18 protein-coding genes are annotated in these 13,816 nt (G+C 33.2%); 12 read left to right on the top strand and 6 right to left on the bottom strand.

What is annotated here, in order from left to right; genetic code table 11:
- Positions 1-12: 12 nt before the first annotated feature.
- Genes GFJ36_RS15675 through GFJ36_RS15665 form a run of 3 tightly spaced genes read right to left on the bottom strand, consistent with a single transcriptional unit; the run spans position 13 to position 3,186 of the window.
- Positions 13-1,122, bottom strand: a complete 1,110-nt coding sequence (locus GFJ36_RS15675; protein ID WP_097890237.1) for a DUF4018 domain-containing protein — start codon at positions 1,120-1,122, stop codon at positions 13-15.
- Entirely contained in the window at positions 1,097-2,260 is a 1,164-nt protein-coding gene (locus tag GFJ36_RS15670) for a DUF58 domain-containing protein (protein WP_097890236.1), read from the bottom strand. Before GFJ36_RS15670 ends, GFJ36_RS15675 begins: the two co-directional genes overlap by 26 nt.
- On the bottom strand, positions 2,257-3,186 hold the full coding sequence (locus GFJ36_RS15665; protein ID WP_097890235.1) for an AAA family ATPase: 930 nt from the start codon (positions 3,184-3,186) through the stop codon (positions 2,257-2,259). Before GFJ36_RS15665 ends, GFJ36_RS15670 begins: the two co-directional genes overlap by 4 nt.
- A 203-nt stretch (positions 3,187-3,389) precedes the next feature.
- Here GFJ36_RS15665 and GFJ36_RS15660 point away from each other — a divergent pair, with 203 nt between their 5' ends.
- From GFJ36_RS15660 to GFJ36_RS15650, 3 genes are read left to right on the top strand one after another with little or no spacing between them, the layout of a single operon-like run.
- Positions 3,390-3,707, top strand: a complete 318-nt coding sequence (locus GFJ36_RS15660) for a PadR family transcriptional regulator (protein ID WP_097890234.1) — start codon at positions 3,390-3,392, stop codon at positions 3,705-3,707.
- Between the two features lie 7 nt (positions 3,708-3,714).
- The gene (locus GFJ36_RS15655; RefSeq protein WP_088122446.1) at positions 3,715-4,251 is read left to right on the top strand and encodes a DUF2812 domain-containing protein; all 537 of its coding nucleotides are present in this window, start codon (positions 3,715-3,717) and stop codon (positions 4,249-4,251) included.
- A 22-nt stretch (positions 4,252-4,273) separates the two neighbouring features.
- On the top strand, positions 4,274-5,002 hold the full coding sequence (locus tag GFJ36_RS15650; RefSeq protein WP_088122445.1) for a CPBP family intramembrane glutamic endopeptidase: 729 nt from the start codon (positions 4,274-4,276) through the stop codon (positions 5,000-5,002).
- Between the two features lie 54 nt (positions 5,003-5,056).
- Here GFJ36_RS15650 and GFJ36_RS15645 read toward each other — a convergent pair whose 3' ends face one another.
- Positions 5,057-5,302 carry a hypothetical protein gene (locus tag GFJ36_RS15645; RefSeq protein ID WP_000433606.1) on the bottom strand — a complete coding sequence of 82 codons (246 nt, stop codon included), beginning with the start codon at positions 5,300-5,302 and terminating at the stop codon, positions 5,057-5,059.
- A gap of 283 nt (positions 5,303-5,585) precedes the next feature.
- On the opposite strand from GFJ36_RS15645, the gene GFJ36_RS15640 reads away from it, so the two are divergent.
- The 8 genes from GFJ36_RS15640 to GFJ36_RS15605 all read left to right on the top strand — a co-directional run bounded on the left by GFJ36_RS15640 (position 5,586) and on the right by GFJ36_RS15605 (position 10,894).
- On the top strand, positions 5,586-5,969 hold the full coding sequence (locus GFJ36_RS15640; protein WP_048547664.1) for a VOC family protein: 384 nt from the start codon (positions 5,586-5,588) through the stop codon (positions 5,967-5,969).
- 14 nt (positions 5,970-5,983) lie between these two features.
- The gene (locus GFJ36_RS15635; protein ID WP_097890233.1) at positions 5,984-6,526 is read left to right on the top strand and encodes a GNAT family N-acetyltransferase; all 543 of its coding nucleotides are present in this window, start codon (positions 5,984-5,986) and stop codon (positions 6,524-6,526) included.
- A complete protein-coding gene (locus GFJ36_RS15630; RefSeq protein WP_087984631.1) occupies positions 6,526-7,107 on the top strand; it encodes a kinase in 582 nt (193 codons plus the stop codon). Before GFJ36_RS15635 ends, GFJ36_RS15630 begins: the two co-directional genes overlap by 1 nt.
- 162 nt (positions 7,108-7,269) lie before the next feature.
- Entirely contained in the window at positions 7,270-8,004 is a 735-nt protein-coding gene (locus GFJ36_RS15625; RefSeq protein WP_157349675.1) for a LytR/AlgR family response regulator transcription factor, read from the top strand.
- Positions 8,004-9,320, top strand: a complete 1,317-nt coding sequence (locus GFJ36_RS15620; protein WP_097890232.1) for a GHKL domain-containing protein — start codon at positions 8,004-8,006, stop codon at positions 9,318-9,320. The genes GFJ36_RS15625 and GFJ36_RS15620 overlap by 1 nt, the downstream gene beginning before the upstream one ends.
- A gap of 89 nt (positions 9,321-9,409) precedes the next feature.
- Entirely contained in the window at positions 9,410-10,087 is a 678-nt protein-coding gene (locus GFJ36_RS15615; RefSeq protein ID WP_087984634.1) for a YhfC family glutamic-type intramembrane protease, read from the top strand.
- A gap of 2 nt (positions 10,088-10,089) precedes the next feature.
- Positions 10,090-10,476, top strand: a complete 387-nt coding sequence (locus tag GFJ36_RS15610; protein ID WP_087984635.1) for a DUF3887 domain-containing protein — start codon at positions 10,090-10,092, stop codon at positions 10,474-10,476.
- Positions 10,477-10,582: 106 nt separating this feature from the next.
- Positions 10,583-10,894, top strand: coding sequence for a hypothetical protein (locus tag GFJ36_RS15605; protein WP_087984636.1), 312 nt, complete (start codon positions 10,583-10,585; stop codon positions 10,892-10,894).
- A 40-nt stretch (positions 10,895-10,934) separates the two neighbouring features.
- On the opposite strand, the gene GFJ36_RS15600 is transcribed toward GFJ36_RS15605, so the two are convergent.
- A complete protein-coding gene (locus GFJ36_RS15600; protein WP_002084833.1) occupies positions 10,935-11,150 on the bottom strand; it encodes a helix-turn-helix domain-containing protein in 216 nt (71 codons plus the stop codon).
- Between the two features lie 10 nt (positions 11,151-11,160).
- Positions 11,161-11,643, bottom strand: coding sequence for a DUF2975 domain-containing protein (locus GFJ36_RS15595; protein ID WP_097890231.1), 483 nt, complete (start codon positions 11,641-11,643; stop codon positions 11,161-11,163).
- Positions 11,644-11,965: 322 nt separating this feature from the next.
- Here GFJ36_RS15595 and GFJ36_RS15590 point away from each other — a divergent pair, with 322 nt between their 5' ends.
- Positions 11,966-13,627 carry an alkaline phosphatase gene (locus GFJ36_RS15590; RefSeq protein WP_097890230.1) on the top strand — a complete coding sequence of 554 codons (1,662 nt, stop codon included), beginning with the start codon at positions 11,966-11,968 and terminating at the stop codon, positions 13,625-13,627.
- The last annotated feature ends 189 nt before the right edge of the window (positions 13,628-13,816 follow it).

Genomic DNA, 13,816 nt, shown 5'->3' with positions numbered 1-13,816 from the left:
CTTTTTGTTGTGTTATTTCTTTCTTTTCTTCAAACGCTTCTGATATGCATAGAGTTTTTGAATCTCTTCCTTAAATTCATGTAACAGTACGGTGTTTTCCTCATTTGAATAACGCACTGTATTATAAGCATCTATAACAATATGACTCTCAATATTTACATCTTCTTCACTATTTATTCGTCCTAACCATGCTTCAACAGTTTCTCCTCGTTTTCTATTTAAAGGAGGAGTTAACTTACTTTCAAGTTTGAAAATTTCTTTTCGAATTTCGTTATGTGGCGGCTTGTTTTGTTTCAAACGTTTTTGGCTCATACCTTCTTTATCAGTAATGATAGTAGATTCGAAGGCAGGCATATTTGGTAAACTGAATTGTTTTCGTTTTTTTATTATTTTCCAAACGACGTAAATAGCAATGGTTGTACAGACTATTATTGTAATGCTATTTATAAGTGTTGGATCAAAAGCACGTTGTCCAAATTCATCTTTAATTTGAGGATCTTTTAAATTCCCTTTATTCGACCAAAAATCGTCAGTTTCTTTTGATTCAGCTGCCGAAAATAACGGATTAATGGCGTATCCAAATCCTAAAGCAACTACTTGTACGACATAAGAAAAAAGAAGCCGAATGTATGGGAAAATAGGAATAAGGAAAGCACTAATTATTCCAATCGTAAAAAGAGAAGCGAAACGTAATAACTGTTGATTACGGTTTATCCCGGTTAACCAAAATGTAATCATAATGTGTAAAACTAAAAGTAATAGTTTCCACAAAGGTGGAAAGGGCGCATAAAATATGGCTGAAATACTAAACCATACAATACCACCTAATGACTTTTGAACTGGATATCCGGGTCCAACTACATGTACGATAAAGAAGAAAAGCGGTAACATAATTGTGCCAAACAGAGAGAAAGGGAGAAAGATAGAACAACCAATTATTTGAGTCATTAACAGTATGACAAAACCTGTTGTTTTTTTCTTCATTAGTTTATGGATAAGAAATACTCCAATATAGCCTGTTGCTAAAAATATAACAATGCCGATGAGTTCATCTCTTTCCGTTAATAACGAAAGGAGGAGCAGCAGAATAAAGTCATTAACGTGATAAAGCCAAGTTTTCAAGCTTTTCCACCATCCCTTCGTTATTAATGAGAAACGTAGGCTGAGAGAGAAGAGGGAGTTCATTTCTCTGTAAACCAATGTATATCATTGTAGACGATCGTTCTCTTTTTCTCGTTACATAATGAAGAAATCCTTGTTTCGGAAGTAAAGTACTATCATCTGAAATACGCGCTAATTCCTCTAAAGATATTCCATAATGTGTTTGCCCTTCGTTTAATGGTAAGTGCAGAGGACCACCTTCAGCTAATACACTAATAAATAGTTCAAACGGTATTTGATGCTTCGTTGCATATTGACAAATGTATGTTGCAAATGAAATAAGGTCTTCTATATTATCTTTCCAACCAAACCCGCGATCAGCAGCTAATGAAAGACAAATCGTCCAACTATAATTTTTTACAGGTTCATATTGCTTCGCCTGTAATTCTTGCATTTTAGCAGATGCTTTCCAATGAATAGAACGGAAAGACTCACGTTCATATCGTTTAACACCGATAATAGATGTTTCATCATTGTAAAAAGAAAAATTCGTTCGATAAGATCCGGTTAAAAGTTGCTGTAGTTCTTGTAAGCCTGCTACTTCTTTAGGAGAAGGGTACACAATAATTTCAGTCCTCAATTTATCAAAAATGGGCAAATGTACAGTTAAAAGATGAAAAGGATCTTTCAAGACACATTCGAACTGTTCAATTTGAAACACACCACGTTTCGTTGCGGTTAATATTAAATTCCACTTTTGCGCCGAATGAGCAGGTTGTGAAAACGGGAAAGAGAATAGTGTTTTTGATATTTGTTCAATTCCTTGATCTTTTTGTGGTAGTAGTGACGGATTTAAATGAAAATAACAAACACCGTTAACGAGCGGTATATTTGCTCCATTTTTTAAATGAATAAAAAACTGCCCAGATTCATTAGGAAAAAGCCGAGTAGTTTGTTTCTCATTTATAACTTCAAATTTCTTCTCTATGTAAGCTACATATTTATAAATAAAAATCGCAAATAAATAGTAGAAGAAAAAGAAAAACATAATGATTCGTTGTGGCATAAAAAATGTGAATAGTATAGCACCTGGCACACTTAATTGAATAATATGAAGTTGGAAAAATAAAGGTACAGTTACAACACGCTGTCCATTCATGTTTGTTCAATCTCCACTGGTACGTCAACTTCTTTTAAAATCCTTTGTATAATTTCATTTTTTGTCGTGCGTAATGCCCCTTCCATTGATAAGACGATACGATGATTCCAAACAGAAGGAACTAAAAATTGTATATCTTCTGGCGTGCAATATTCTCTGTCGCGTAAAAAGGCTAGTGCTTGAACTGCGCGTACTAAAGCTAATGTGGCACGCGGGCTTACACCATTAGCGATGTAATCATGAGTTCTTGTAGCGTGAGCAAGTTTAATAATGTAATGTTCTAACGGTTCTGATACGAAAATTTCTTTTACTCGTTTCTGTGCTTCTAAAATATCATCTAAAGAAATAACAGATGTGATACTTTCTAGTGGTACATCGTTACGAAAACGTCGCATCATTTGTAGTTCATCTTCTGGAGATGGATAACCAATTGAAATTGTCATTAAAAAACGATCAAGCTGTGCATCTGGTAGAGGAAACGTTCCTTGTGATTCAATTGGATTTTGCGTCGCAATAACAAAGAACGGTTTCGGAAGAGGAGTAGATTGTTTTTCAAGCGTTACTTGTCGTTCTTCCATCGATTCTAATAAACTAGACTGTGTTCTAGGCATAGCGCGGTTAATTTCATCCGCAAGCAAAATATTGGTCATAACTGGTCCAAGTCTTAATTCGAATTCACTCGTTTTCGGATTGAAATATTCAATACCTGTTACATCACTCGGAAGTACATCAGGTGTAAATTGGACACGAGAAAAATTACCACCAATACTTTTAGAAAGTGTTTTCGCAAGTAACGTTTTCCCCGTACCAGGCACATCCTCAAGCAGTACATGTCCGTCAGCAAGCAAAGAAACAAGTAATAAATCAATAACATTTTCTTTACCGACAAAAACTGATCCTATATTTTCTTTCAATTTATTTATCATATGTATCATTCCTTTCAAAATATAAACGGATATTTCTATATTTTAACAAATTATTCAGAAAATTGATATGATTTTTTAATTTAAAGAAATAGATATTAAGTTATTAAATTACCTTGCATATTTTGGAATATGATTATACAATATCGATATACGATGTATCGTTAGTCGATATATCAGATAACGATGTATCGGAGGTAGTTATAATGAATGCGAAAGCGAAAAAATATATTCCGTTAACAGAGGCGACATATTACATATTGTTATCACTAGTGAAACCAATGCATGGATATGGAATTATGCAAATGGTAGAAGAGATGACAAATGGAGAAGTAAAACTCGGTCCTGGTACTTTATACGGGAATACGACGAAGTTACTAAAAGAGAAGTTAATAGTTGAAGTTGCCTCTACAGATAGAAAGAAGTGTTATGAGTTGACGTCCTTTGGGAGAGAAGTGTTGGAACTAGAGTACAACAGGTTGCAGAGATCTGTAAGGAATGGAAATAGTATATTAGGGGAGTGAATAGAAGATGAAGACAAAGAAGGTATTGAAATTTTTCGCGGCATGGAGTTTAGAAAAAGAAGAAGCTTTTTTACGGAAAATGCATCAAAAAGGATGGGCGCTACAAAATTATAATATGATGTATACGTTTAAGAAAACTGAGCCGAAAGATATAATCTATAAAGCCGATTTTAGAATGGATTATAGAGATTCAAAGGAAAAACAAAAAGAATATATTGAATTATATGAAATGTGTGGTTGGAAACATGTAACTAGTTTCACCAAATGGCACTACTTTTGCAAAGAAGTAGGTGATGATAACGAGTTGCCAGATATATATTCGGAAAAAGAGACGAAAATTGCAAAGTTTAAAGACTTATTTACATTTCTTGTATTTGTTTTTTCATTTGCAATGCTATGCATGACTCCTAGTTTCCTAAGTTCTTCGGAAGTTAGGATTCCACTTTTGATAAAAGGTGTAATTGGATTTTTAGGTTGTATGTATGTGTATATATTTGTAAGGTTATTTTGGAAGATAAAAAAATTGAAAAAAGAAATCCTTTAAAAATATAGAAAGGGGGATTAACATGATTATTTTGACTATGTTATTTATATATTTGACCTTAGGTGAAGGGGTTCTTGGCAAGTGGCTGTACAATAAGTTGAAAGAAGATATACAAACAAATAAAAATGCAAGAGTTTCCTTTTATATAAGAACAATGAGTTTACTGTGGGCGTTAGCCATCATTATGTTAATAACATCATACTCAATCAATATCCCATTTGAGGAGTATGGACTTAAACTACCATCTGCTAATCATATGGTAAGTAAGTATTTTAAAAATATGAATATATCATTGTGGATAGGTGTATGCATTGGGTTTATAGTGCCGTTGATTATGTTAAAGAAAAGTGAAATTTTTCAAAAGTATACAGAGAAACAAATGAGTGATGTTTCAGAAATGCTCCCTAATAATTACCGAGAAACAATACTATGGATTTTTATTTGCATTACAGCAGGTGTAACAGAAGAGCTATTATTTCGTTCTTTCATGATGAATTACTTATCACAGCTTTTCCCAGCGCTATCGATAATAGGGGTACTAGTTATCTCGTCAATCATTTTTGGTTTAGCGCATTTTTATCAAGGGTGGAAAGGTATAGTAGGGACGACGATTTTAGGTTTTATGTTAGGAAGAGTATATGTTGCAACTGGATCAATTTATCCATCTATAATTATACATATGTTAATAGATTTACTTGTACTAATCCGCTTATTTATATTGAAAGGAAAAGTAATATTACAGAGAGTCTAAAGTAAATGTAGAATGAGAATAAAAAAGTTGCTTGAAACACAAGCAACTTTTTTATTAGAAAGACTGATTTTGTGCAGGTTTAATAAATTGTTCTGGATTTTCAACAAGCCCGCATACAGCACATTGGACGCGGTAAGTAGGTCCTTGATAGGCCATATGAAAAGCATTCATATTTTCATTTGTGTATTCCTCTTCTACTTGACCAGTTTGTGGATTTAACTTGACTGGTTTTACTTGTTGCTCAAGAATATTAAAGCGAGTACGGTTCGTTTTACAGCTTGGACATAGCATTGGTTCCATATGTATACACCTCCATTTGTAGCATTTCTTACTTGATATGATTTTATGCAAGCAAAAAAACTTTCTCAATATAAATGGGTATTTAAAGTATTCAAAATTCAGAAAAAATAAAATATAATAAAGATACGAACTGGTTATGTCCAAACCAAATCTCCTGTTTTATGCCAATAAGCTGGGGGGCCGAGAAATCGGCCTCATTTTTTTGTGCTCGTTGCTATAAGGAACAAGGTTTTTATGAGACATTTGTCGAAATTTTAGGGATGGATATAAAGGAGGATGTAAAATGAATTTAAAAATGAAGTACATCATTTTATATGTAGAAAATTTTGAAGAATGTTTAAGATTTTATAAAGATATTTTACAGTTACCTATAAAAGCGGAGCATGGTACATATATTGAATTTAATACTGGTTCTACAATTTTAGCGATGAACACAAGGCAAGATGTGAAAGAATTAACAGGTCTACCACTTACAGAAGGCGAGTTACAATCTTCTCATTTTGAATTGGGATTCGTTGTTAATCATGTACAAGAAACAATCGAACAATTTAGAGAGCAAGGAATTAAAATCTTAGTTGAACCAATTGTGAAACCGTGGGGACAAACAATTGCATACATTGCCGATCCAGATGGGAATTATATTGAAATTTGCAGTTCATTAGAATAGAAGGAGAAAAAGAGATGGGGTTTCCGAAACTAGAAACAGAACGTTTACAATTAAGAGAACTAACACTGTTAGATGCAGAAACGATGTTCCGTTATTTTTCAAAAGAATCTGTTATACGTTATTTTGGAATGGATTCTTTCGAAAATATTGAGCAAGCGAAAACGACTATTCAAACGTTTAAAAATCGTTATGAAGAAGGAACTGTATTTCGCTGGGGAATTGAGAAAAAGGGTACAGGCCAATTAATCGGAACGTGCGGATTTCATTTAATAAACAAGCATCATAAGCGAGCTGAAATTGGTTATGAATTGGACGATACATATTGGGGACAAGGGTATGCAACGGAAGCGTTACAGGCGATTTTAACTTACGGGTTTGAAACGTTACAACTTATAAGAATTGCAGCTGTTGTATATGTAGAAAATAAAGCTTCTCAAAAATTATTAAGTAAAGCAGGGTTTCAAGAAGAAGGATTACTTCGAAAACATATAATTCAAAATGGAGTTGCTCATGATACAATTTTATACTCGTTATTAAAAGAAGAGTGGAAGAAGTAATGCGTACAAATGAGCTTATAAATGTTATGAAGAAGCATAAAGAAAATAGGTTCATTCTAGGTATTGATGGACTAAGTCGATCGGGTAAAACAACATTTGTAACAAACTTAAAAGAAAATATGAAACAAGAAAGTATTCCGTTCCATATTTTTCATATTGATGATCATATAGTAGAACGTAATAAACGGTATCATACTGGCTATGAAGAATGGTATGAGTATTATTATTTACAATGGGATATTGAATGGCTTCGGCAGAAGTTTTTTCAGAAGTTACAAAATGACACAAAACTGAAATTACCGTTCTATAATAATGAGACAGACTCAAGCGAGATGAAAAAAGTACAGATCCCGATAGTAGGCGTAATTGTAATAGAAGGTGTTTTTCTACAGAGAAAAGAATGGAGAGATTTCTTTCATTATATGGTGTATTTAGATTGTCCAAGAGAGACACGGTTTCTACGTGAGAGTGAAGAAACGCAGAAAAACCTTTCAAAGTTTGAAAATAGGTATTGGAAAGCAGAGGATTATTACTTAGAAACGGAATTGCCGAAGGATCGGGCGGATTTAGTTATAGAATGATTTGAAGAAAACCTCAACTTTGTGCTTGAATAGTTGAGGTTTCTCTATGTAATAGCAAATTAATTATTTTAATTCTTGGGAAGGAGATTGGTATAACGATTTGAATTATATAGTTATAGATAAATCTATAGATGGAAAGATTTCAATAAAGCGAGTGATTACATGAGTATTTTTATTTTAGAAGATGATGTCATACAAGCACAGCAAATGAAGCGGCTAGTTGAAGAGATTTGTGAGGAGTATATGTTGCCTTTTGATTTTATAGAGGTAACTAGTAAAAGTGAAAACATTATTACAAACATTCCTAAGGCGAAGTATATCCCAATCTATTTTTTAGATATAGAGATAAAAAGAGAAGAGCGTAAAGGGTTACAAGTGGCACAAGAGATACGAAAGTATGATACACAAGGAATTATTGTGTTTGTAACGACGCATTCTGAATTTGCACCTATTTCATATCAATATATGGTATCAGCTTTAACTTTTATTGATAAAGGGTTGCCATACGAGGAGAGGCGTAACGTTTTTGAACAATGTTTACTACAGTATGAAGCGCGTAATAAGCAAATTATTCCGTCCGATGACTTTATCGTTGAAAATAGTAATGCGACTGTACGGGTTCCGTTTCATGAAGTTGAATATGTTATGACTGATGAACCGCACCGTTTAGCATTAGTGACGTTAGATCGAATCGTTTATTTTTATGGGACTTTAAAAGAAATTGAATTAGTAGATGAACATTTATTTCGTTGTCATCAATCATATATCGTGAATACGAACCAAATGTCTTCTTACGATGCGAAGCAAAAAATGATAGTTTTAAAAAGCGGGAAACGTATTCCAGTATCACGTCGTTTATTCAGTAAAGTACGTAACATATTAAAGGGTGAGATGTAATGTATATTTATGATTTATTTGCAATACTGCTTACTAGTATAAGCCATACGTTTTTATACATTCAATTAATCCGGTACAACAGATTGTCAGTTAGAATGTTAATAGCTTTAAGTGCAGTATTCATTATTTTACTGGCTATTGTCGTAACAGTAACGAGATATCCAGAATTGAATAGTACGATTGTGTTATTTTTAATAAGTTTAGGATTAATGCAAAATGAATTGAAATTTAAGCATAATGTATATTTTGCACTAGTGAGTATGGTAATTATAACGTTAGTGAAAATGTTGCTACTTGATTTAGGGATGAAAATCTTTATGTTAACGCCATTTAATTTATATTTATGGACAGGTAGCATGATTCATCTTATCGTATCAACCCTTACTTTTATCGGTATTTTTGTAGCTCGGAAAAGAATCCGAAAAATTGCTCAATATATAGTAGGTAGTCGGCTATACTATGTAACTTATATATTATTAATTGCCGGATTTATTATTGAACTAATTTTAACTCAGCCATCTACTGCGTTTTTAGCACGATTAAATCAACAATACAGTGAATTAAGTTATATTTCAGCGATTATTGTATTTTTATTATTAGTCATTATAGTACTTATAAGTTCACATTTATCGAAAGCAAAGTTACAAGAAGAGCATGAAAAACGCTTAGATAAAGAGTTATTAGATTATGTGGAGAAATTGGAGGATATGCATGACGAGCTTGCTAGTTTCCGTCACGATTATATGAATGTATTACTATCGTTAGAAGAGGGAATACGTACGAAAAATGTGAAAGAAATTGAGCAAGTGTACTATGACGTTATAGCTCCTACGTTAAAAACAATAAATGATCATGAACTTGATATTGCGAAATTATCTCGTATACATATTCCTGAAGTGAGAAGTGTATTAAGGGCGAAAGTTGGCACTGCCCAGCAGCATCAAATAAAAGTAATGCTTGATATACCGGAGAGCATTGAAAGTGTTTCGATGAAGATCATTTCATTTATTCGCATCATTTCAGTTTTAGTAGACAATGCAATTGAAGAGGCAGTACATAGTGAGGAAAAGATATTGCAAATCGCATTTTTTGAATTGGATTCACGACAATATTTTATCGTACGTAATAGTTCAAAGAGTGAAGCGATTGATTTGCAAAAAATTTATGAGAAAAACCATTCAAGTAAAGAAGGAGCGAGAGGATACGGGCTATTCTCATTAAAACGGATTATGAATAAAACAAATAACGCGACGTTAGAAACAACTTATGTAAGTCCTTATTTCACACAAACATTCATATTAAAAGAGATGAAATGACCATCTATGATGAAAATGAAACCGAATAGGAAAGAACTACATACTTCCTTCACTCGTTTATATACACTTTAAGTAAGAGGTGAAGCGAGATGAATGGTCTTATTTTTACAACAATGATTAGCTTTGGTTTACCGCTTGTAGCACTTTTATATGCTGTTTGGAAGAAACGCTCTATTCCATATATGTTAGGTGTATTGGCTTTTGTTGTATCACAAATATTGATTCGCATACCAATACTGAATTATGTAAATGGAACTAGCACAGATTTTCAAATGTTTTCTGTTATGCAGCCTGTCCTATTTGTACTTTTGCTTAGTTTATCAGCTGGTATTTTTGAAGAGATAGCTCGTTTTATTGCAATGCGTTATGTTATGAAGCAACGAGATTGGCAGTCTGGTTTTTTATTTGGAGCAGGGCATGGTGGTATTGAGGCAGTGTTAATAGTTGGCATCCCGGTAATATCCCTATTATTGTCACAAACAGTCATTCAAAATGGTAACAGTTATTATTTCGGAGGTATTGAGCGCATGTTTGCGATGGTATTGCATATTGGGCTTTCCTTCATTGTATTGCAAGCTGTCGTTCAAAAGAAATTTCGTTATGTTGTATATGCAATTCTCATCCATGGGACTGCAAATGCATTAGCTGTCATTATATCGCTATATGTACAAGGGAAAAGCGGGATCATTATGTCAGAAGTTTCAATAGCAATTTGTGCTTTACTCGTTTTTAGTTATAGTTTCATTTTAAAAAGAAAGGGTGTATGAAAATGAGAAGAATGTTACTTATTATTATAAGTGCCATTGCGGCGTTCGCACTCGCAGCATGTACCGGTAATAAAGTAGATGAAAGTACGTCAAAAAAGTTTATTCCAAAGGCGGAAGAGATTGTATTATTATTAAATGAAGCGAAGTATAAAGAAGTGCATGAAAAATTTGATAGTAAAATGAAAGCTGGATTACCAGAAGAAAAAATGAAAGATCTTACACCTGTAATAGAGAAAGCCGGTACGTTCGAAAAAATTGAAAAAAAATCGATTGAAGAAAAAGATGGTTTATACACTGTGATTCTTGTAGCGAAATATAGTAAGGAACAACGGACATATATTATAACTTATAATGACAAAGAAGAAATAGCAGGTTTATTTATTAAATAAAACCAGATACAGTGGAAGTCTCCGCTGTATCTGGTTTTTTATTTTAACCAAATTATGGTTATTCATGCTAATATAAACACATAGCTATAGAGAGGGGTGGATTAGTATGAAAACTGAAATAGTTCCTAAAAGGAAGTACAGTATAATAAGTTATATATCTTTACTCATCGGCATTTTATGTTTTTTGTTCGTTTTTATTACCCCGACAAGGATAGCGAATGCCGGTAATATAGTGGGAGATTATATTACAGTTGCCCTTACAGTTGCAGGAATCATACTTTCTATCATTACGATGACGAAAAAAACAGAGAAGAAGGGTATTGCTATTCTTTCATTAATACTGTCCTTATCCTTCTTTATATTTTGGATTATCGCGATTATTTTAGTTTTGACTGGTCGAGTTAGTTTTGCGCCATAATAGCGAATAAAAAGAGTCCTTCATACGAGAAGGACTCTTTTTATTCGCTGTCTTCCGGTTGATATTCTAAAATATCCCCTGGTTGGCATTCTAACGCTTTACAAATAGCATCTAAAGTTGTAATTCTAATTGCTTTTGCTTTTCCATTTTTTAATATAGAAAGGTTAGCCATTGTAATTCCAACCTTCTCTGAAAGTTCAGTTACACTCATTTTTCTTTTTGCTAACATTACATCAATATTAATTATTATTGCCATGTTATTCACCTCAGACCGTTAAATCATTTTCTGATTTTATATCTATCGCATCTTTTAAAAGTCTTTGGAGAACGGCAGCAAAGACTGCGATAACCATTGAAGCAAAGATAAGGATCATGCCAATTATTATAATACCTGGTGCATCATCTCTCTCTGCTACAAGATAGAAAAGCGGCATACCTACTACATATAATACACTAATTGTAATAGCACATTGTTTTATCTTTTTTAAAGCTCTAACAGATAATTTCGAGAAGGCGTTCCCCTTATCAATGTAGCTTACAAGTTTAAAGGCTTGATATAGAGCAAAATAAAAAGGTATCACCGTTGCATATAGATTGATTAAAACAAGATATTTTATATATGCAATATCCGGGTATAAGTCCGCTGTGTAATTCCCGATATTAGGAATTAAAAATATACACAAAGCAAAAACAGGAATACCGATAAGGATAATTGCTGTCTTTAAAAAGAGTGTTGATCCTTGGTTCATATAAAGCACCTCATTTTTAAATTATCATTTTAATTTAACATAAATTTTATCGTTTAACAATAAATTCTTATTTATTTCAATCGGATTTTTATTGAGAAACAAATTTTAGTGAAGAGAATGATAAGACGTTTTTATAAAAAAGTGTGGTCTCTATTTATTTGAACATAAAAAGCTATGATATGTATCGTTCGTTGCTTTACTAATAAAAGAAAATGAAGGTAATGATTGTTAGCTTCATGAAAATTGGGGACTAATAAAACATATATAGGTTGTGGAAATCTTTTTGTATATAAATGAATGTGAAACATACGGAGGAACAACAATGTCGAATTTGGGTTTATTGATGAAAAGGTTACTGTTAGTAGGAACAATCACACTAAGTATGTTATGTACGGAAAGCATGATGAATTATCATACGGTGGAAGCTAAGGTGAAACAAGTAGAACGGCAACCGAAAAATGTAATCATAATGGTTATGGACGGAACGAGTTCTTCAGCAACGACATTAGCTCGCTTGTATAAAGGGAAACCACTTGCACTAGATGAAATTGTAACAGGAGGAGTTCGTACCTATTCGGCGGAATCAGCTATAACAGACTCAGCCCCAGCAGCTACAGCTTTAGCGACGGGGAATAAATCGAATTCAGGATATGTAGGTATATTACCTTCTATTGTAAGTTCACCTGGCTTAAAATCAATCAAAGAAGAGGACAAGTTACGTCCAGTTGCCAATGTTTTAGAAGGTGCCAAACGCACTGGTCGCGCAACTGGAATAGTTGCTACAGCTGAAATTCAGCATGCTACTCCCGCTGGATTTTCTGCTCACCATATTAACCGTAAGCGCTTTGACGTAATTGCGGAGCAGCAAGTGTATCAAAATATAGATGTCGTATTAGGTGGGGGAAAAGAGGCACTGCTACCTATAAAAAGAAAAGATGGTGAAGATTTAGTAAAGGTGATTCAAAACAAAGGATACGACTTTGTTGAAACGAAAGATGCATTATTGAACTCTAAATCTAAGAAAATTTGGGGCTCTTTCTCACATAATGCTCTTGCGTTTGATATGGATCGCGAAGCAACAAATCCGGAGCAACCAACACTTTCTCAAATGACGGAAAAAGCAATTCAAACACTATCAAAAGATAAAGATGGTTTCTTTTTATTTGTAGAGGGAAGTAAGCCAGACTGGGCAGCTCATGTGAACGATCCAATAGGGATGATTAGTGATGTATTAGCATTTGATAACGCAGTTGCAGAAGCATTGGAATTTGCAAAAAAAGATGGTAATACGATGTTAATAGCTGTAACTGATCATGGTAACAGCGGTATTTCTATTGGGAATGCGAATACGACAAAAGGCTATAATATTACGCCGGTCTCTGCATACATTGGTCCATTAAAAAAATCGAAAATGACACTTGAAGGTGCTACAAATAAACTAAAATCTGATTTATCAAATGTAGAAGATGTAGCTAAATTATACGGTTTGGACAATTTAACTTATGATGAAAAAGAAAGAGTAAAAGCAGCAAAAAAGAAATCGGATGTAGGTCCAATACTTACTACATTATTGGCCAATCATGCGAACATAGGCTTCACAACAGGAGGCCATACAGGTGAGGATGTGTTTTTATATTCTTACGGTCCTCAAAAGCCAACAGGTTTGATCCAAAACACAGACATTGCGAAGACGATGGCGAAAGCAATGGACTTTAACTTAGAAGAAGTAACAAACAAATTATTTGTAGAGAGTGAATTAGCCTTTAAACGAAAAGGTGCAACAGTAACAATAGATAATACTGATGCAGAAAACCCGGTGCTCATAGTAAAACGTAATAATGTAAAAGCTCAATTATTTGTAAATAAAAATATAATTCGTATTAAGAATAAAGAATATGAATTAGGTAGTGTCGTTGTAGAAAGCAATGGCAAGTTCTATATACAAGAAGAAGCAATCCATTTATTCATAAAATATTCTCATTAAAAAAAGCCAATTCCTTAGCTAGTACTTAGGAGTTGGCTTTTTTGTGTAGATGAAATTTCATTCGAAAACAAGAGTAAAGAGAATCACAAATTCTAAAATGGATTTCTTGTAAATTTATTTATCATATGTTTTTCACCCTAAAAAATATTTCTCAACATTTTAGTCTTTTAAAAAGATTGAATATTCGTA

Source organism: Bacillus sp. EE-W1, assembly GCF_009760835.1.
Classification (GTDB): Bacteria; Bacillota; Bacilli; order Bacillales; family Bacillaceae_G; genus Bacillus_A; species Bacillus_A wiedmannii.
The sequence above is the reverse complement of the archived record's forward strand: the minus strand, read 5'-3'. Positions and strand labels throughout refer to the sequence as shown.

Coding starts and splice junctions, on each gene's coding strand:
- GFJ36_RS15670 (WP_097890236.1), bottom strand. CDS start 2,260: ATGAATGGACAGCGTGTTGTAACTGTACCTTTATTTTTCCAACTTCAT.
- GFJ36_RS15665 (WP_097890235.1), bottom strand. CDS start 3,186: ATGATAAATAAATTGAAAGAAAATATAGGATCAGTTTTTGTCGGTAAA.
- GFJ36_RS15660 (WP_097890234.1), top strand. CDS start 3,390: ATGAATGCGAAAGCGAAAAAATATATTCCGTTAACAGAGGCGACATAT.
- GFJ36_RS15655 (WP_088122446.1), top strand. CDS start 3,715: ATGAAGACAAAGAAGGTATTGAAATTTTTCGCGGCATGGAGTTTAGAA.
- GFJ36_RS15650 (WP_088122445.1), top strand. CDS start 4,274: ATGATTATTTTGACTATGTTATTTATATATTTGACCTTAGGTGAAGGG.
- GFJ36_RS15645 (WP_000433606.1), bottom strand. CDS start 5,302: ATGGAACCAATGCTATGTCCAAGCTGTAAAACGAACCGTACTCGCTTT.
- GFJ36_RS15640 (WP_048547664.1), top strand. CDS start 5,586: ATGAATTTAAAAATGAAGTACATCATTTTATATGTAGAAAATTTTGAA.
- GFJ36_RS15635 (WP_097890233.1), top strand. CDS start 5,984: ATGGGGTTTCCGAAACTAGAAACAGAACGTTTACAATTAAGAGAACTA.
- GFJ36_RS15630 (WP_087984631.1), top strand. CDS start 6,526: ATGCGTACAAATGAGCTTATAAATGTTATGAAGAAGCATAAAGAAAAT.
- GFJ36_RS15625 (WP_157349675.1), top strand. CDS start 7,270: ATGAGTATTTTTATTTTAGAAGATGATGTCATACAAGCACAGCAAATG.
- GFJ36_RS15620 (WP_097890232.1), top strand. CDS start 8,004: ATGTATATTTATGATTTATTTGCAATACTGCTTACTAGTATAAGCCAT.
- GFJ36_RS15615 (WP_087984634.1), top strand. CDS start 9,410: ATGAATGGTCTTATTTTTACAACAATGATTAGCTTTGGTTTACCGCTT.
- GFJ36_RS15610 (WP_087984635.1), top strand. CDS start 10,090: ATGAGAAGAATGTTACTTATTATTATAAGTGCCATTGCGGCGTTCGCA.
- GFJ36_RS15605 (WP_087984636.1), top strand. CDS start 10,583: ATGAAAACTGAAATAGTTCCTAAAAGGAAGTACAGTATAATAAGTTAT.
- GFJ36_RS15600 (WP_002084833.1), bottom strand. CDS start 11,150: ATGGCAATAATAATTAATATTGATGTAATGTTAGCAAAAAGAAAAATG.
- GFJ36_RS15595 (WP_097890231.1), bottom strand. CDS start 11,643: ATGAACCAAGGATCAACACTCTTTTTAAAGACAGCAATTATCCTTATC.
- GFJ36_RS15590 (WP_097890230.1), top strand. CDS start 11,966: ATGTCGAATTTGGGTTTATTGATGAAAAGGTTACTGTTAGTAGGAACA.